The 17,814-nt window shown below is 63.3% G+C and carries 13 protein-coding genes and 1 tRNA gene; 7 read left to right on the forward strand and 7 right to left on the reverse strand.

Annotated elements, in window-relative coordinates:
• Positions 1–111 precede the first annotated feature (111 nt).
• On the reverse strand, positions 112–1,383 hold the full coding sequence (locus EOB80_RS26910; protein ID WP_127330826.1) for an extracellular solute-binding protein: 1,272 nt from the start codon (positions 1,381–1,383) through the stop codon (positions 112–114).
• Positions 1,384–1,468: 85 nt separating this feature from the next.
• On the opposite strand from EOB80_RS26910, the gene EOB80_RS26915 reads away from it, so the two are divergent.
• The 4 genes from EOB80_RS26915 (at position 1,469) to EOB80_RS35570 (ending at position 4,067) form a co-directional block, all read left to right on the forward strand.
• A complete protein-coding gene (locus tag EOB80_RS26915; RefSeq protein ID WP_206516848.1) occupies positions 1,469–2,362 on the forward strand; it encodes a helix-turn-helix domain-containing protein in 894 nt (297 codons plus the stop codon).
• A gap of 320 nt (positions 2,363–2,682) precedes the next feature.
• A tRNA-Phe gene (locus EOB80_RS26920) sits at positions 2,683–2,758 on the forward strand.
• 151 nt (positions 2,759–2,909) lie between these two features.
• The gene (locus EOB80_RS26925) at positions 2,910–3,350 is read left to right on the forward strand and encodes a hypothetical protein (RefSeq protein ID WP_127330830.1); all 441 of its coding nucleotides are present in this window, start codon (positions 2,910–2,912) and stop codon (positions 3,348–3,350) included.
• Positions 3,351–3,803: 453 nt separating this feature from the next.
• Complete coding sequence (locus tag EOB80_RS35570) at positions 3,804–4,067, forward strand: hypothetical protein (protein WP_245466450.1); 264 nt, start codon at positions 3,804–3,806, stop codon at positions 4,065–4,067.
• 26 nt (positions 4,068–4,093) lie between these two features.
• Here the strand turns inward: EOB80_RS35570 and EOB80_RS26935 are convergent, their stop codons facing one another.
• From EOB80_RS26935 to EOB80_RS26945, 3 genes are read right to left on the reverse strand one after another with little or no spacing between them, the layout of a single operon-like run.
• Complete coding sequence (locus EOB80_RS26935; protein WP_127330832.1) at positions 4,094–4,996, reverse strand: alpha/beta hydrolase-fold protein; 903 nt, start codon at positions 4,994–4,996, stop codon at positions 4,094–4,096.
• A gap of 23 nt (positions 4,997–5,019) precedes the next feature.
• Entirely contained in the window at positions 5,020–7,071 is a 2,052-nt protein-coding gene (gene fhuB / locus EOB80_RS26940; RefSeq protein WP_127330834.1) for a Fe(3+)-hydroxamate ABC transporter permease FhuB, read from the reverse strand.
• Positions 7,064–7,861 (reverse strand): ABC transporter substrate-binding protein, encoded by a 798-nt coding sequence (locus tag EOB80_RS26945; protein ID WP_245466451.1) that lies wholly within the window; start codon positions 7,859–7,861, stop codon positions 7,064–7,066. Before EOB80_RS26945 ends, fhuB begins: the two co-directional genes overlap by 8 nt.
• A gap of 401 nt (positions 7,862–8,262) precedes the next feature.
• Between EOB80_RS26945 and EOB80_RS26950 the strand changes: the two genes are divergently transcribed.
• Both EOB80_RS26950 and EOB80_RS26955 read left to right on the forward strand, forming a co-directional pair.
• On the forward strand, positions 8,263–10,368 hold the full coding sequence (locus EOB80_RS26950; RefSeq protein ID WP_164762731.1) for a TonB-dependent siderophore receptor: 2,106 nt from the start codon (positions 8,263–8,265) through the stop codon (positions 10,366–10,368).
• 433 nt (positions 10,369–10,801) lie between these two features.
• Positions 10,802–11,149, forward strand: a complete 348-nt coding sequence (locus EOB80_RS26955; protein WP_032808338.1) for a hypothetical protein — start codon at positions 10,802–10,804, stop codon at positions 11,147–11,149.
• Between the two features lie 86 nt (positions 11,150–11,235).
• On the opposite strand, the gene ggt is transcribed toward EOB80_RS26955, so the two are convergent.
• The 3 genes from ggt to EOB80_RS26970 form a co-directional block, all read right to left on the reverse strand.
• Positions 11,236–12,975, reverse strand: coding sequence for a gamma-glutamyltransferase (gene ggt / locus EOB80_RS26960; RefSeq protein ID WP_127330838.1), 1,740 nt, complete (start codon positions 12,973–12,975; stop codon positions 11,236–11,238).
• 309 nt (positions 12,976–13,284) lie between these two features.
• Positions 13,285–14,577: an L-rhamnose catabolism isomerase gene (gene rhaI, locus EOB80_RS26965; protein ID WP_164762732.1), complete on the reverse strand. Its 1,293-nt coding sequence runs from the start codon at positions 14,575–14,577 to the stop codon at positions 13,285–13,287.
• A 97-nt stretch (positions 14,578–14,674) separates the two neighbouring features.
• Complete coding sequence (locus tag EOB80_RS26970) at positions 14,675–16,777, reverse strand: bifunctional rhamnulose-1-phosphate aldolase/short-chain dehydrogenase (RefSeq protein ID WP_127330842.1); 2,103 nt, start codon at positions 16,775–16,777, stop codon at positions 14,675–14,677.
• 185 nt (positions 16,778–16,962) lie between these two features.
• Here EOB80_RS26970 and EOB80_RS26975 point away from each other — a divergent pair, with 185 nt between their 5' ends.
• Positions 16,963–17,772 carry a DeoR/GlpR family DNA-binding transcription regulator gene (locus EOB80_RS26975; protein ID WP_127330844.1) on the forward strand — a complete coding sequence of 270 codons (810 nt, stop codon included), beginning with the start codon at positions 16,963–16,965 and terminating at the stop codon, positions 17,770–17,772.
• The last annotated feature ends 42 nt before the right edge of the window (positions 17,773–17,814 follow it).

The following is a 17,814-nucleotide window of genomic DNA, read 5'->3' on the forward strand; positions in this document are numbered from 1 at the left end:
TTACCTATCTATCCGGTTCAAACTGTTACCCATCTATCGGCTGGACACCGGCAGGGGGATGAGGGGCAGCGCCAACGTTCCCGCAGGACGCATCACTCGGCCCGCCGGTGGTCACGACTTGACGGGCAATCCGGTCGCCGCGGCGATCTGGCTTGCGGCGTCGTCGAGTGCCGTCTTGGCGTCGGGGTAGCCGCCGGCCAGATACTTGGTCTGTACGGCGCGGACGATGATTTCGGCGTCGCTCTGGAACTGCGTGCCGCGGCTCGGAACAACCTTCGGCAAGGTGCCGAGAATGTCCTTCCACACCGCCTGGCCGCCCCAATAGGGCAGACCTTCCGAGACGTAGGGGTCATTGAGCGCCGAGATCAGGGACGGCACCAGGCCGAACTCCTTCAGCATCGTGATCTGGCCTTCATTGGTTCCGAGCGTGTATTTCAGATAGGCGTAGGCGGCCTCCTTGTTCTTCGACACCGAGGTGATAGCCAGCGAGGAACCGCCCAGATTGGCGGCGCGCGGCCCGTCGGCGGTGAGGCTCGGCATCAGATAGACGCCCCATTTGCCGTTTTCACCGGCAGATTCGGTGCGAATGGTGCCCTCATACCAGCCGCCATAGATCTGGGTGGCGACGGTGCCGGCGGTGTTGTTGGTGATCTTGGTGCCCCAGTCGGCCGACGAGATGATGCCGGCGTCCTTCATCTCCTTGACCTTGGTCATGGCATCGACGCATTTGGGCTGGTTGACCGTGATCGATTGTCCGTCCTCGGAGAAATAGGCGCAGCCCTGTTCGTTGGAGATCATGCGGAAGAATTCCGAGTCACCGTTGAAATCGGCATTGGTCATCGAGACGCCAGGATTGGCGGACTGGATCTTCTTGCCCGCGGCGATGAAATCGTCCCAGGTCTTGATCGACGCCGGGTCGACGCCGGCCTTTTCGTAGAAATCGCGGCGATAGAACGCGGCAACCGGGCCGGAATCCCACGGCATTGCATAGGCCTTGTCGCCCACTTCCAGCTCGGTGCGCTTGAAATCGGGGAACTTTTTCTGGTCGTCGGCTGTGTAGCCGAGCGTATGCAGGTCAACGAAGCAGTCGGGGAACTGGCTCCAGTAATTCTCGGCCTCACCGTTCTCGACGGTGACGATGTCGGGCAGCCCGACGCCGCCGGCGGCGCAGCCGGCGATCGACTTGTCATAGGTCGGCTGGTTGCCGAGATCCTGGACGGTGACCTTGACGTCGGGAAATTGCTTGTTGAAGCCGGCAATGGTCGCCTTCAGCGATGAAGCCGCGACATTCCAGCTCCAGATGGTGATTTCGCCGGATTGCGCGAAGGCCGGGGCTGAGCCCAAGGCAAGCGCGAGCGCGGCGCAGGTCATTGTGATGCGCATTGAAATCCTCCCATTTCATTTGCTCTCTCACTGTGAGCGTGGCTAGACTATGCAGTGGGCAAGGCCTGTCGCCGTCAAAAGGAATATGAAATTGGCGGAAAGTAAGATGCCTGAACGGCCGTTCTACCAGCCTGGGGCCAGCAGCGTGGAAGGCCTGCCGCTGCTCCTGCAGATGTTTCACACCAATCCGTTGGTGATGCTCAAGCCGCACTGGCACGCCCAGGTCGAGGTAAATTTCATCGTGCGCGGCAGCGTGCATTACCGCATGAACGACCACGAGATTTCGCTTTCGGCCGGCGAGATGTGCCTGTTCTGGGGTGGCCTGCCGCACCAGATGGACGATTTGTCCGACGACGCCATCTATGCCGGGGCGCATCTGCCACTGGTGCATTTCTTCCGGCTGCACCTGCCCACGGATATAAGGCACCGGCTGATGACCGGCGCGACACTGGTGACATCAGCCACCGACCAGTCCGACAACCATAATTTCGAGCGCTGGAACCGCTACGCCCGGTCCGGCGACCAGGCCAAGGCCGAACATGCCGTCAACGAATTGCTGCTGCGGCTGGAGCGGGTGCGGTTCGAGCCTTACCGGCTGGTATCCGCAACTCCGACCGACCAGGAAACAGGCAGCCCCTTCGACCAGCAATCGTCGCGCAATGTCGGACGCATGTGCGATTTCATCGCCGAAAACTTCCTCTACGACATCGATTGCGTGAACATCGCGGCGGCCGCCGACATCCATCCCAAATATGCAATGAGCCTGTTCAAGAAATCCACCGGCATGACGCTCAACGAGTATGTGAACCTGTTGCGGCTGAGCTATGCGCAGGCGCTTTTGATGCATCAGGACGCCAATGTGCTGCGCGTCGCCATGGATTCGGGCTTCGGCTCGCTCAGCGCCTTCAACAAGTCGTTCCGCAAGCTCGCCGGCATGTCGCCCTCCGATTTTCGACGCGGCGTGACCGGCGTCAGATAGGCGGTGGCGACCAGTGGTGCGGCTGAGCCGCGAAGCATTGTGCGCCTCGATCGCCGGCTGAACGCAGTGCCACGGCATGTCAGCCGGCAATAGCGGCACGGACAGGGGATGGCGAAGGCCGCATCGTGCCATGCCGTGCCCGATTCCGGCCTGCAAGCGGCATGGAAACCGGGGCACCGCACGGCATCGCTTTTCCTGCCTGAAATCGCCCACTAGGCGCTGGACAGGCCGAATTCCCGTGCTATAACCCACGCGCTTTCAAGGGCGCCCCACGGCGCCTTGATGAATTCCGGTCAACGAGTTTTCGTTTGCCGGAACAGGCCCAGATAGCTCAGTTGGTAGAGCAGCGGACTGAAAATCCGCGTGTCGGTGGTTCGAATCCGCCTCTGGGCACCATTTTCACGTGGTCCATTCTGGGCACCCCCGTCGCGTCGCCGCCTGCATCGCCTGGAATCACTTTGCGCACATTAGCCCGCCGACGGATTTAATTTGCTTGGCCACCCCTCAACCCTAGGGCAAACTGCCCGTTGGGGCTGCAGGAGGTGAAATGAGAGCACGCGCAGCAACGCTTGGGGATCTGGAGGATGTCTTTCGCGGTCTGTCCAAGCGGATGTCGGACGAATACGTCGCTGCCGGCAAGGACAGCAAGATCGCCTACGACAATCTGATGATGAATTTGAAGGAGGGCCGCGCGCACGCGCTTGTCGAGGGCGACAAGGCCGTGGCGATCGTCGCCTGGCATGAGAACAGCGACGCCGCCGACACCCTGTTCGCCGCACGGGAGGACTTCTTCCGTGCCACGACCGTCCGTTTCTGCAAGCGGCATATCAGGCACATCCAGGCGCTCGCCGGCAACCTCGCCATCCACTCGCGCAGCTGGCTGCAGGGGCCGGATGTCGCAAGATGGTTCGGCGTTATCGGCTATGTCGAGCGCGGCCGGGAGAACGGCGCCACTTTGTTCGAGCTGCCGCCGGCTCGCATCGGCTAGGGAACCTTGGGCTGATGAAGATCCCTTGCCGCAAACACCGCCACCCCCTCGCCATCGCCCGCACAGGTTCGTCGATGCGGGTCACCGTCTTCGGCTCCAGGCGCCCTTGCTCGGCGGCCTTTTGAACCGCCTTGGCAAGCGGCTTGCGCCGGGCGCCGATTGGCGGGATGTTATGGGAGGGCAACCGGGGGGCAAACCGGCACGCCGAGACAGATATGGCTGCTGGAAATGTCACGAGCTTGCTTCGCCTTTCTTGCCTTTGTTGCCTTGGTGAGGCCGGTAGGGGCAGGCGAGTGGACGTCTCATCTGCTTGACCGCTCAAGCCTGGCAACCGCCTATTTTCGCCAAGCCGATCTTGTGACTGCATACGCGACCGCAATGGCGCGCTTCCGTCTGCAGCTCGCGGGGCGAGCCGGCGAAACCAACCTTGCGGCCCCTCTCGAACCACTGCTTTTGCGGGCGGAATTCCGTGCCCGGACATGGCGCTCGGCAGACGGCAGCCTGTTGCAAGGCTTCGCCGGCAAGGGCGGCTTCCGGCTGACTATCGGGAACTGCCTGGCGCGCATCTGCGCTGCCAGCGAATGCAGCGATGCCGGTTGGCCGGTTTACGCCTGCAGCGACGGAGGCAAGCGCAAGATGTCCGTCACGGATTTTGTGACGGCAAATTTCGGCGGCGTCTCCTATCGCCGATTGAGCGCCTCCCCTTCACAGGAATGACAGCGCGACGCGCCTTGCTGCAGCGTTCAGCAAAGGGCGGTATCCTTTTCCCTCACCGCAAACGCCGCCTGAACCGCACGATTGACTGTGACCGGCAGGATCGACATGTGGTTCTCGCCGGCATGCAGTTCGAAGCTGGCGCGCACTCCCGGGAGAGCATCAAGCCGCTGCGCCATTGCCCGCGCGAATTCGTCGGTGCGTGTTATCTTCTTCTGCTGCAGGCGCTTTTCCTCGTCCTCGGCGCCAATCTGGAACGGCGCCAGCTTCTCGGTCTCGTACTCGCCGGCCGACAGGATCACGGTCGTCGCCAAACCATCGGGAATGGCGGCCTCGAAGGTTTCGAGAAAGCGGTCGATGGCACGCTCTTCCCAATAGATGGCGGGGCTCGCCGCGATCCAGGTCTGGAAGGCAGACGGCCGCGTGAACAGGGCATAGAGCGCAAACAGACCACCGAAAGAATGGCCGTAAAGCGCCTGGCGGCTAGCGTCGACCGTGATCCGACTGGCGACCCACGGCTTCAACTCGTCCTCGATGAAGGCAAGGAACTCCGCTGCCCCACCCGTCCGGACTTCGGGCGTGCCCTCGTAGAAGGGCGGATAGGTCTTGCCCGGCGGCGGGCCGAGATTCCATGAGCGGCGCAGCGGGTCGTAGGCGCCGTCGACGGGATAGCCGATGGCGACGATGACGCCCCAGCCGACATTGGTGCCCGTTGGATAGAAGGCCTGCGCGCGCATGGCGTCGACCGCCGTGCCGATGACGGCGTTGCCGTCGGTCATGTAGAGCACAGGCCAGCCGGCCTCGGGCACCGGCCCGGACGGCACATGCAGGAATATCCGCCAGGGGGCGCCGCCCTGCGCCGGAACAAGATCGTGGACCGTCGTGTCGGCGATCAGGGCTGGCGTCGCGCTGGACATGGATATCTTGGACATGGATATCTCCAGGGGCAAAACGGTCAGCGGCGGCGCAGCAGCCACATCAGCACCGGGCCGCCGATCAGTGTGGCGACGAGACCGGCCGGGACCTGGCGCGGGAAGATGGCGGTGCGGCCGACCCAGTCGGCGGCGACCATGATCAGCGCGCCGGCGAGCACCGCGCCCACGGCCTGCGGCAGCGCACGGGAGAGGCCAAGGCGACGGGCAAGGTGCGGCGCCATCAGGCCGATGAAGGTCAGCGGACCGACGATCAGGGTCGAGGCTGCGGTGAGTGCCGCGACCACCAGCAGCACGAGAAGCCGCGTCCTCTTCAGGTCAATGCCAAGGCCCTGCACAGCGGCGGGGCCAAGCGGCAGGATGTCGAGCCAACGCATGAAGAAAGGCGCGAGCGCGAAGAGGCAGACGGCGATGCCACCGGTGAGCAAGGCGTCACCGACATCGACGCCATAGGTCGAACCGGTCAGCCAGTTGAGCAGCAGCATGGCACGCGGATCGCCGGTGGCGGTGAGCACCAGGATCAGCGCGTCGAACAAGGCCGTCAGAGCAACGCCGGCGAGCAGCAGCCGCTCCGGCGCATAGGCGGCACGACGGCCGATCGCCAGCGTCACCAGCAAAGCGGCGAAGGCGCCGATGGTTGCCGCCGCCGTCTGAACCGGGCGCCCGGCATCCGAGAGCGCAAACAGCGCCACCATCATGCCGAGCGCGGCACCGGCACTGATGCCAAGCACTTCGGGGCTGGCCATCGGATTGCCGGTCAGCCGCTGCATCATCAGCCCGGCAAGCGCCAGCATCGCCCCGGCGCTCAGCGCGGCAAGCACGCGGGGCCACCGCCACGACAGCAAAGGCTGCAGCTCGTCGCCGAAGGCGAAGGTCCAGCCATGCGGGCCCGGTCCATAGAGCAGGGCCAGCCCGAGCAGCAAAAGCAAGGCCAGGCCGATCGCCGTCAGCATAAGGCCGGGCCGGCTTGCGCGCGGCAGGCGCGCGGCCATCAAGGTCGGGACTTCCGAGCCAAGAGCAAGGCGCGGCAGCAGCCAGAGAAGCAGCGGCGCCCCGAGAAGTGCTGTAATCGCTCCGGTCGGCAGCAGGTCGCCTTGCGGCCCGGTGGCGATCTGCACGGCCTGGTCGGCAGCCCACAACAGCGCCCCGCCGATCAGCGGCGCCATCACCAGTTGCTGGCCCAGCCGCCGGGCACCGCCGATGCGCGCGAGCGTCGCCGCGGCCAGGCCGACGAAACCGATGACGCCGACAGCGGCAACGACAAACGCGATCAGCGCGACGGCGGCCGCCAGTCCGGCGAAGCGATAGGCGCCGAGTGGCACGCCAAGGCTGCGCGCGCCTTCATCGTCGAGGCCAAGCAAGGTCAGTGGCCGCACCATGAAGAAGATCGCAAGCGCAGCAGTGCCGATGCGCGGCAACAGCCACAGCGTCGTCGACCAGTCCTGCTGGCCGAGCGAACCGGCGCCCCAGATGAACAGGCTGGCCAGCCATTCATGCCGCAGCACAATGAGAGCGGCACCGATGGCGCCGGCATAAAGGCTGACCACAAGCCCCGCCAGCACCACCGAAAGCGGCGACAGGCCCTTGTGCCAGGACAGAGCGAAAACGGCGGCAAGGGCGACGAATGCGCCAGCCAGCGCCACCCATTCGCGCCCGAAGGCAAGCAGCGACGGTGACAGAAGCGTCGTCAGCGCCAGCGCCAGATAGGCACCGGCCGAGACGCCGACCGTTTCGGGCGAGGCAAGCGGGTTGCGCAGAACCTGCTGCAGGACGGTTCCGGCAAGCCCGAGCGCCGCACCGCACAGAAGGCTGACGGCAAGCCGAGGCAGGAAAGCATAGTGGACGAGCACCTGCCGCATGTCGGCGATGTCGGGGGCGGCGAGCGATTGGAGCCAGAGCGCCGATGGCAGCTGCACGGTGAGGTTTGAGACGGTTGCCGCTGACGCTGCCGCGAGCAGCACCGCGCAAAGCAGGATCGCGCCTACCGGCTGATTGCTGAAAAAGCTCCACGCGGAGGCCCGGCCGGCCGACGCATGCTTCCCCCCTCGGGCAATGGCCGCAGCATCCTCAGCCACGGGCGGCCTCCCCGGTTATCGCCGACGCCAGGACCCGAGCAAAACGGGTGGCGGACGGAAGGGCGCCGAACATATGGACGGCGGGAAGACGCATGATCGAGCGGTTGCGCACGAAAGGCATGGCGTTCCAAACCGGACTTTCGGTCAGCGTGCCGCCCGCGCCCTCGGGCAAGGGTTCGAGATAGGCGAGGCGCGCGTCGCTGGATGTCGCCAGCCCGTCGATACCAATGGTCGAAAACCCCCAATAATTGGTCTCGGCCGTCCAGGCGTTGGCGAGCCCGATGCGATCGAAAACCTCCTGAAACAGACTCTTCTTGCCGTAGACGCGCACATTGCGCGGGTCCATGAAGCTGACGACATAGATCGGCCGCGCCGAAAGCGGCGCCAGTTGCCGGCGAACTTCCGAAAAATACGCATCTGTCGCCGCGATCAGCGCTTCGCCTTCGCTTTCCTTGCCGACAAGCCTGGCAAGCTGGCGCGTCGCCTCGAGCGCGCGCTGATAGGGCTGCCCGGCCTCGGTATAGAGCCCGATCGTCGTCACCGGCGCCACGCGTTCGAGCAGCGGCTTGATGCCGTCGAGATACGGCATGGACAGGATGATGTCGGGCCTGAGTTGCTGCAGCAATTCGAGATTGGGTTCGAGCAGCGTTCCGACATCGGCGATCTCAGGCGGCAGCGGCGGTTCGACCACCCAGGTCTCCCAGATGTCGCGACCGGCAATGGCAACCGGGCTGACACCGAGCATGAGCAAGGTCTCGGCCAGGCCGTCATCCAGGCAGACGATGCGCAACGGTTTCGCCGTGGCAGATGGCGATGCAATTGCGGCAAAGGGCAGAACGAAAAGTCCCAGCGCGCCGCGCCGGGTGATCCGGCCTCGGAGACGGTCAGCCCTGTGGGATTCAAGGGCTGCCATCATCGCGCAGCGCCTGTGCGGAAAGCCGGCTGGGTGTGGATTTCAGGCACGGGTTTTCTCCAAAACGACGCATTCAAAAATCTGGCTGCCGGCAGCCGATGGTCGGTTGACTATGAAACATGACTTCCATAGTCAACATTGAAGATGACTAACCGAGTCAACAAATTTAAATTGGCGCAAGGCGGACCGGTCCTGCGCGCATTGCGGGCAGTGAGGGTATCAAGATGCGGTTGAGTGCATATCGTGCGGCGCGGCGGCGAAGCCGGACCCGGGGCCTCGTGGTCGCATCGCTTTCGACCCTGCTTTGCACCCAGGCCCTTGCGCAGGAAGCCGCGACCGAGCTCAACCCGATCAATGTCGAGGGACAGAGCGACAGCCCGGTCGGACCGGATGACGGCTACATCGCCAAAAACACCACCACCGGCTCGAAAACCGACACGCCGCTGAAGGAAATTCCACGCTCGATTTCGGTGGTGACCCGCAAGCAGCTCGATGATCGCCAGCCAGGGCAGCTTGAGGACGCCTTGTCCTATCTCGCCGGCGTCACCATCTCGCCATGGGGCGTCGACGATCGCTTCGACCAATGCCTGATTCGTGGGTTCGACCTCTGCACGTCGGCGATCTATCGCGACGGGCTGCCGCAGAAAGTGATCGATTTCTCAGGCTTCAAGATCGAGCCCTACGGGCTGGAGCGAATCGAAGTCTTGAAGGGGCCATCCTCGGTGCTCTACGGCGAGAACGAGGCTGGCGGCATGGTCAATGCCGTCACCAAGCGGCCGACTGACAAGCCGATCTATGACGGCTTCCTCAGCTATGGCAGCTTCAACACCGTCGAGGCCGGGCTGGATATAGGCGGCCCGATCGACGATGCCGGCGTGTGGTCCTACCGGCTGACCGGCCTGGTTCGCAACGGCGCGCTCGAAACCGACTATTCCCGCAACGACCGCATCTTCGTCGCGCCGGCGCTCAAGTGGCAGCCGGATGCGCAGACCTCGCTGACCATCCTGGCCAACTACCAGTGGGACAGGCTGACGACGAATCAGTTTCTGCCGGCGCAGTATGGCAATCTGCCGCGCAATTTCTTCACCGGCTCGCCCGACTTCGACCGCTTCGATGCCAACCATGGTTCGATCGGCTACCAGTTCAGCCATGAGTTCGACGACCATTGGACGGTGCGGCAAAACCTGCGCTACTCGCAGCAGGAAACCGACTACCGGCAGCTCTATTTTGGCGAGTGGCTTGGCGGCCCATACATCGGCGCAGACGAACATACGGTGCAGCGCACGCTGTTCACCGTGGATGAGACGGCAAGGCTGTTCAACGTCGACAACCAGGCCGAGTACAAGGCTGACTTCGGCGTGGTCGAAAACAAGCTGCTGTTCGGTCTGGATTACAGCAGACAATCGGTCGACGGGCGCAACGGCTACGGGGCGGGTCCGCCGCTGGACACCCAGAACCCGGACTACTCGATCCCTGTCACGCCGCCGAGCCTCATCATTACGGATCGCGTGGAGACGATCGGCCAGGTCGGCCTCTATGCACAAAACCAGTCCAAGATCGCCGACCACTGGGTCCTGACAATCGGCGGCCGGCAGGCCTGGATCGACCACACCAATTTCAACCGACTCGACGGTGCAGGCAGCTACGATCAGAAGGACCATGCCTTCACCGGCAATATCGGCATCGGCTATCTCTTCGACAACGGCCTGACGCCCTACGCCAGCTATGCCGAATCCTTCACCACCAATATCGGCCCGACCCAGTCCGGAGACGCGCTGCTGCCCTCGTTGGGCAAGCAGTATGAAGTCGGCTTGAAATACGAGCCGACCTTCTTCCCCGGCTTCATCACCGCTTCGCTGTTCGACCTGCGCAAGACCAATGTGCCGACGGCAGCAGCCAATCCCGTCTACCAGGTCCAGACCGGAGAAGTCCGCCATCGCGGCCTGGAGATCGAGGCCAACGCAGATCTGGCTTCCGGCCTCAGCATGACGGCGGCCTACACCTATCTCGACGCGGAGATAACCAGCGATGCCGCCGCCGTCATCGGTAACCGCCCGGCCAGGGTGCCGGAACACCAGGCATCGCTGTGGGCCAATTATGAGGTTGGCAGCGGCGTGCTCGAGGGCCTGAGCGTCGGCGCCGGCGTGCGCTATATCGGCGCCAGCTTCGGTGACAATACGAACACGGTTGACGTGCCCGGCCACACGCTGGTCGACGCGGCACTGCGCTACAAGAAGAATGGCTGGCAGGCAGCGCTCAATGTCTCCAACCTGTTCGACAAGACCTACTATTCGACCTGCTATGAGGCCGGCAGCAATGCCGACCTCAGCTGCATCTATGGCGAAGGCCGCGTCATCAAGGGCAGCCTCAGCATGAAGTTCTGATGCATGCCGCTCGGCTGCCTCGGCTGGCAGTGATCTGGCATGCAGGATCTGAAGCGCGCCGCATGAACCTGTGACGACGCGCGTCCAGAGCCGCGATTCGACGCGGTCCTGTCCTCCGTCCGGATGGCGGCAAGACGATTCGCACCGTCACGGTGGGCGTGCGACGTCCCGCTCGCCGAAAATCGCTGCCCGCGAAGCGCAATCCACGTCCCGCATCATTTTTCCTCCACGAATGCATTCCAGGATGATGGTGCCACGACCGCCTTCGGGCCGGCGCGCTCTGGATTGGATTGCCTGAAAAGGCAACGAATCAAAAAACCGGCGGCGGTCGTCGCCAGAAGGTGTAGAAGACCGTACCAAACGCATTGAAGGGAGTGCGATCGGGTTGCGCTCGGCAAGGCTTGATGGTTTGTTGCCGCTATACGGAGAATGAATGATGCGAGAGCCTGCCGGTCAAGACGAATACGGGTCGACGAACCCTTTCGATCCGGACGATCTGCCAACCTTGAACGCAATCGGCCCGAGCATGGGAAGCGGCAATGATTTCGAGAGATATGCCGTTGCCGTGATCATCGTGTTCGGTGCGCTGATCATTGGAGGGCTGATGGCCGCATCGATGGTCTTCGGGCACCGCAACGGCTTCCTCTTCGCGCTTGGCGGCGCCACGTCCGCCTGGATATCCGGAAACGCGCTGCTGCTCGACCGGCCGCGTATCTATGCGCTGTTCGTCGGCATTGCCGCCTTGATGCTGGTTGCGTCCACCCTCACGCTGGTCTTGTGACGGTCGCATCGGTGTGAGCCGATCCACTTGAGCAGCGGGCGATCAACCCGACTCGCCACGCTGCACCAGGCTTTTCCTCCGAGCTATCAGTATCCGAGCGCCTCGCCAGAGGCCGCGCGGCTGTCGATGGCGCCGTTGAAGCGCGCGCCGCCGCCCTTCTCGATTTCCGCCAGGCTCTTGCCGCCGACCAGGATGCCGGCCGCCTGCCCCCAGGTCTGGTCAGCGAGATCGAGGTGATATCCCATGCCGGCCAGCAGCTTTTCTGTGTCCGGCGACAGGCCGAACGGCTCGACATAAACCTTGTCGGGCAGCCATTGATGGTGGATGCGAGGCGCGTCGATCGCCTCCTGGATGTTCATGCCGTGGTCGATGACATTGACGATCGCTTCCAGCGTGATCGTGATGATGCGCGAGCCACCCGGGCTGCCGATGACCATGAACGGTTCGCCGTCCTTGGCGACCACGGTCGGGCTCATCGACGACAGCGGCGTCTTCTTCGGCTGGATGGCGTTGGCCTCGCCCTGGACAAGGCCGTAGAGATTGGGCACGCCGGGTTTCTGGGTGAAATCGTCCATTTCGTTGTTGAGCAGGATGCCGGTGCCGTCGGCGACGACGCCGGCCCCGAAGGAGCCATTCAGCGTGTAGGTGACCGCGACCGCATTGCCTTCATCGTCGATGATCGAATAATGCGTCGTCTCCTTGCTTTCGCCAAAGCCCTTCGGCATCAGATCCTGCGACACGCCGGCCCGGAACGGGTCGATCTTGTCGCGGATATCCTTGGCATAGGCCTTATCAAGCAATTTCGAGACCGGATTGTCGACGAAATCGGGATCGCCGAGCGCGGAATTGCGGTCGACATAGGCGTAGCGCATCGCCTCGATCATGACGTGGACCGTCTCGGCCGAACCGGCACCGAGATAGGACAAGGGATAGCCCTCCAGAACGTTGAGGATTTCGCAGATGATGACGCCGCCGGAGCTGGGCGGCGGCGAGGAGGTGATCTCGTAGCCGCGATAGGTGCAGGTCACGGGCTTGAGTTCGCGCACCGCATATTGCTCGAAATCCGGTTTGGCGAGAATGCCGCCCTTGGCGCCGCTCGCCTTGACGATGGCATCGGCGATGGCGCCTTTGTAAAAGGCATCCGTCCCCCTTTCGGAAATGGTTGCGAGCGACGCCGCGAGGTCGGGCTGGATCAGCCGCTCGCCGATGCCATAGGGCTTGCCGTCGGGTTTCAGGAATATCGCCGCGGCCGCGGGGTCCTTCGCCAGCCTGTCGGCACTGCCGGCAAACGAGGCGGCGTCGCCCTGGTTGAGGATGAACCCGTCCTTGGCGTAGCCGATTGCCGGCGCCATCAGATCCTGGCGGGACAATTTGCCGTATTTTTCACGGGCCATCTCCAGACCGGCCACCGAACCCGGCACGCCGACCGCAAGATAGCCGTCGAGACTGGCCCCCTTCACCGGGTTGCCGTCCTTGTCGAGATACATGGTTTTTGTCGCCGCCAGCGGCGCCCGCTCGCGAAAATCGAGGAAGGTCGACTTGCCATCCTTGAAGCGGATGGTCATGAAGCCGCCGCCGCCGATATTGCCGGCATTGGGGTAGACGACGGCGAGCGCATAGCCGACGGCAACCGCCGCATCGACAGCATTGCCGCCCTTTTTCAGCACCTCGATACCGACTTCGGACGCCAGATGCTGGGCCGTCACCACCATGCCGTGCTCGCCCTTGGCTGGCGCCGGCGATGCGGCGAAGACGCCCGTCAACGGCGCGAGGGCGAAGGTGATGGAAAGACTGGCGGCGATCAGTGTCCGACGGTTGAGAGGCATGGCGGTTCTCCGGGTGGGGACGCCTAGAAGACCGTGTTGGACTGATCGAGTCCACTAACAATTAAGGGAGCGTGAGAAAGAGCCCCCTCACCCGGATTGCCAACCGAATTGCGAAGCGCAATTCGGGGCAATCCGACCTCTCCCCGAGGGGAGAGGAGGTTGTCAGCGCTGACGTCAGTCTCTTCTCCCCAGCGGGGGTGAGGCGTGGTCCGCGCGGCGGGCCAAAAGCCAACTGCTTGGCTTTTCGAACAACGAACGCCCGGAGGGTCGGTGGCCGCAAAGCGGCCGGATGAGGGGGCCGGCTCGGCCTCAGACAATGCCGCCAGAGCCACCCACAACCGCCGGCCGTTCCGCCGCGACCTTGGCGCGGTAACCCGCCGCACGATACGCAGCAACCGGATCAATGGCGCCGCCAGTCTTCAGCCGCGCCATGGCGAGGATCGGCTCGACATCGGTGCGGTAGGCGGCTTTCAGCGTCTGCGTCGCCATCAGCGCGTCATTACTGTCCTGAAAACCTTCCAGCGCCTTGCGGTCGACGAGCAGCGCCTGCGCATAGGCGCGCTGCACCTCGACCGCCGACAGCATCAGGCTTTCGATCGGATCGGTGACGTTGTGACTCTGGTCGAGCATGTGCGCCGGATCGAAACCCTCGGTGCCGGACAGTTCGGCATCGACCAGTTCGTTGAAGACGAGGAACAGCCGGTAGGGGTCGATCGAACCGGCATCGAGATCATCGTCGCCATACTTCGAATCGTTGAAATGGAAGCCGCCGAGCTTCTTGAATTGGATCAGCCGCGAGACGATCATCTCGATGTTGACGTTGGGGGCATGGTGGCCGAGGTCGACGAGACAGAACGCCTTGTCGCCCAATTCCCTGGCGATCATGTAGTTGGTGCCCCAGTCCTGCACGACGGTGGAATAGAAGGCCGGCTCGTACATCTTGTGCTCGCTGAACAGCTTCCAGCCGGCGGGCAGTCCGGCGTAAACCTCTTTCATGGCGTCGAGATAGCGCTCGAACGCCTTGGCGAAATTGACCTGGCCCGGGAAGTTCGAACCGTCGCCGATCCACACCGTCAGGGCCTTGGAGCCGAGCGTCCTGCCGATCTCGATACATTCGAGATTGTGCTCGACCGCTTGCCGGCGCGTGCCGGCATCGGCATGCGACAGCGAGCCGAATTTGTAGGAAAGCGCCTGGTCCTTCGCGTCGGAAAAAGTGTTGGAGTTCATGGCGTCGAAACCGAGGCCAAAGCGCGAAGCCGCCTGCTTCAGCCGGTTCGGGTCGGCCTTGTCCCACGGAATGTGCAGGGAGACGGTCGGCGTCGCTTGCGTCAATTGCTGGATGACGGCGCAGTCCTCGATCTTGTCGAAGATGTCGCGCGGCTCGCCGGCGCCGGGAAAGCGGGCAAAGCGCGTGCCGCCGGTGCCGACACCCCAGGACGGGATCGCCACCGCGAATTTCTCGACCTTGTCTCTGATAGCGTCGATGGCGATGCCGCGACGGTCGAGCCGCTCGCCGAGCGAGGCGTAGTCGCGCTCGAGGTTGGGCTTGCGCGCTGCGTTGTCCTTGTCGACGAGGTCGGCGGAGATGATGGATTCGGACAAGTGCTGATTCCTCCCAAAATATATGCGGGCAGCGCTGCCCCTCATCCGCCTGCCGGCACCTTCTCCCCGTATAGTGATGGGGAGAAGGGCGAAGCGGCTAGCGCGTAAAGCTCTGGGCGTTGCCCGCGTCGACATTGATGATGTTGCCGGTCGACTTGGCCGACATGTCGGACGCCAGGAAATAGATCGCCTCTGCGATGTCTTCCGGGAAGACCGAGCGCTTCAGCATCGAACGCGAGCGATAGTGCTCCTCCAGATCGTCGGTCGACATCTTGTAGGCGGCGGCGCGCTGTTCCTTCCACTCGCCAGTCCAGATCTTCGAGCCGCGAAGCACCGCGTCCGGGTTGACGACATTGACCCTGATCTGCGCCTCCGCGCCCTCAAGCGCCAAGCAGCGGGCGAGATGGATCTCGGCGGCCTTGGCGGTGCAATAGGCGGCGGCGTTGGGTGATGCGGCAAGGCCGTTCTTGGAGGCGACGAAGACGACGTTGCCACCAATCTTCTGCGCGCGGAACAGCCGGAACGCTTCCCGCGAGACCAGGAAATAGCCGGTCGACAGGATGTCCATGTTCTTGTTCCACAGCGCCAGCGTCGTCTCCTCGATCGGCGCCGAGGAGGCCAGCCCTGCGTTCGACACCAGAATGTCGATGCCACCGAACTCGACCGCCGTTTCGGCAAAGCCCGAAATGACCTGCTCCTCCGATGTGACGTTGATCAGCACCGGGCGGACGAAATCCTTGCCATAGGCCTTGGCCAACTCGTCATTGGCGCTGGCGAGCGCTGTTTCGTCGATGTCGGCCAGCACGACGCAGGCGCCTTCGCGCAGCAGGCGGTTGGCCGTGGCGCGGCCGATGCCGCCGGCGCCACCGGTGACCAGCGCGATCTGGCCTGCAAGCGACTTCGGCTTCGGCATGCGCTGCAGCTTCAGGTCCTCGAGCAGCCAGTATTCGATGTCGAAGGCTTCCTGTGCAGGCAGGCCGACATAGGACGAGACGGTCGAGGCGCCGCGCATGACGTTGATGGCGTTGACATAGAATTCGCCCGAAATGCGCGCCGTCGCCTTGTCGCCGGCGAAGGTGAACATGCCGACGCCGGGCATCAGGTAAACGACGGCATTGGGATCGCGGATGACGGGCGAATCCGGATGCTTGCAGCTGTCGTAGTAGGCCTGGTAGCCGACGCGATAGGCTGCGATGTCGTCGGCAAGCCGTGCAATCACCGCATCGACATCGGGCTTGGCCGGATCGAATTCGATGACCAGCGGGCGGATCTTGGTGCGCAGGAAATGGTCGGGGCACGAGGTGCCGAGTGCCGCCAGCGGGCGCAGATCCCTGGAATTGACGAATTCGAGCACGGCGGCGGAATCATCGAAATGGCCTGTTTTGTGGCTCTTCTCCGAGATCAGGCCGCGAATCCTCGGCATCAGTTTGGCCGCGATGGCACGGCGCTCGGTGGCGTCGAGTGCCTTGACCACTTCACCGCCGAAGATAGCGACACCCTCGGAGCGGGGCTCGAACCATTCGATCGCCTGGTTGATCACCGAGATCGTCGTCTCGTAGCATTCCCTGGGAGTGTCGCCCCAGGTGAACAGGCCGTGGCTTTCCAGGATGACACCCTTGGCGGCCGGGTGTTCGAGGCAGAATTTCTCCAGCCACAGGCCGAGTTCGAAGCCCGGGCGCTTCCACGGCAACCAGCCGATGGCGTCGCCGAAGATTTCTTTCGTCAGCGCCTTCGAATCCTTCGCGGCGGCAATGGCGATGATGGCATCGGGATGCATGTGGTCGACAAAAGGCTTCGGCACGTAGGCGTGCAACGGCGTGTCGATAGAGGCCGCGCGTGGATTGAGGTTGAAGGTGCAGTGCGGCAGGAAGCCGACCATTTCATCTTCGTGCTCGACGCCGCGATAGAGACCTTTGAGCGCGCGCAGCTTGTCCATGTAGAGCGTGGCGAAGCCATCCAGCTTGATCGAGGCGCTGTCGCCGCCCGACCCCTTGACCCACAGCACTTCGACATCCTCGCCGGTGAGCGGGTCTTTCTGCCAGATCTTCGACGACGTGTTGCCGCCCCCATAGTTGGTGACGCGCTTGTCGGAACCGAGCGTGTTCGAGCGGTAGACCAGAAGTTCCGGCCCGCTCATCGCGTGAGCCTTGGCCTCGTCCCACAGATTGGCGAGGCGCGCGCCGGTGCGCTTGTCGAGCATAAGAAATCCTCCCGAAGGCACGCAAAAGGCGCGGCCATTTGGTCCCGAATTTCCACGGAAGCGGTCGGCTTGTCAATCACAAACGATCAATATCGATCATATTGCACTGCACAATGTATTTATATGATCGGAAATGATTGACACTGCGCGTTTTGGGTGCCTAGATGCTCGGGCAGGGAGGAACCATGCACGAAAAAGAGCGCCACAGGATCATTCTGTCCGCCGTCCAGGAAAAGCCTGTGGTGACGGTGCAGGAGATGGTCGACCTGACGGAGTCCTCCGAGGCGACGATCCGGCGCGATATCGCGGCTCTCCACGTCCAGAAGCGCCTGCGCCGCGTGCGCGGCGGCGCCGAGGCAATCTCGCCGCCGCAGTTCATCGGGCTGGCCGGCCGGCCCTTTTCCGTCAACGAAACGATCAACTCCTCGCAGAAGCGGGCGATTGCACGCGAAGCCGTGGAACTGTGCAAGGACGGCGAACCGATCATCATCAATGGCGGCACCACCACCTTTCAGATGGTGCATTTCCTGACCGGCCGCCGCATGCCGATCTTCACCAATTCGTTCCCGATCGCCGAGCACCTGCTCAAGCACTCCAAGAACACGGTGATGCTGTCGGGCGGCACCATTTATCGCGAGCAGAACATCATCCTGTCGCCCTTCGACAATGACGTGACGCGCAATTTCTATGCGCGCCGCATGTTCATGGGCGCGCAGGGTCTGGGGCCGCTCGGCCTGATGGAGGGCGATCCGCTTTTGATCCAGGCGGAGCAGAAACTGATCGACCAAGCCGACGAGTTGGTGGTGCTGGTCGATTCCTCGAAATTCCGCAAACGCTCCAGCCTGATCCTGTGCGGCCTGTCGCGCATCGCCACCGTCATCACCGATGACGGCATCGAGGATCGCGAAGCCAAGATGCTGGAGACCGCGGGGGTGACGCTGATCGTCGCCCGCACATCGGCGACCAACAAGGAAGAATCTTCACTGCAGGCCTGAGGCCAACTCGCGCTCGCAGCGACGATGGAATGCAACGCTCAA

The organism is Mesorhizobium sp. M7A.F.Ca.MR.245.00.0.0, assembly GCF_003997415.1.
Taxonomy (GTDB): domain Bacteria; phylum Pseudomonadota; class Alphaproteobacteria; order Rhizobiales; family Rhizobiaceae; genus Mesorhizobium.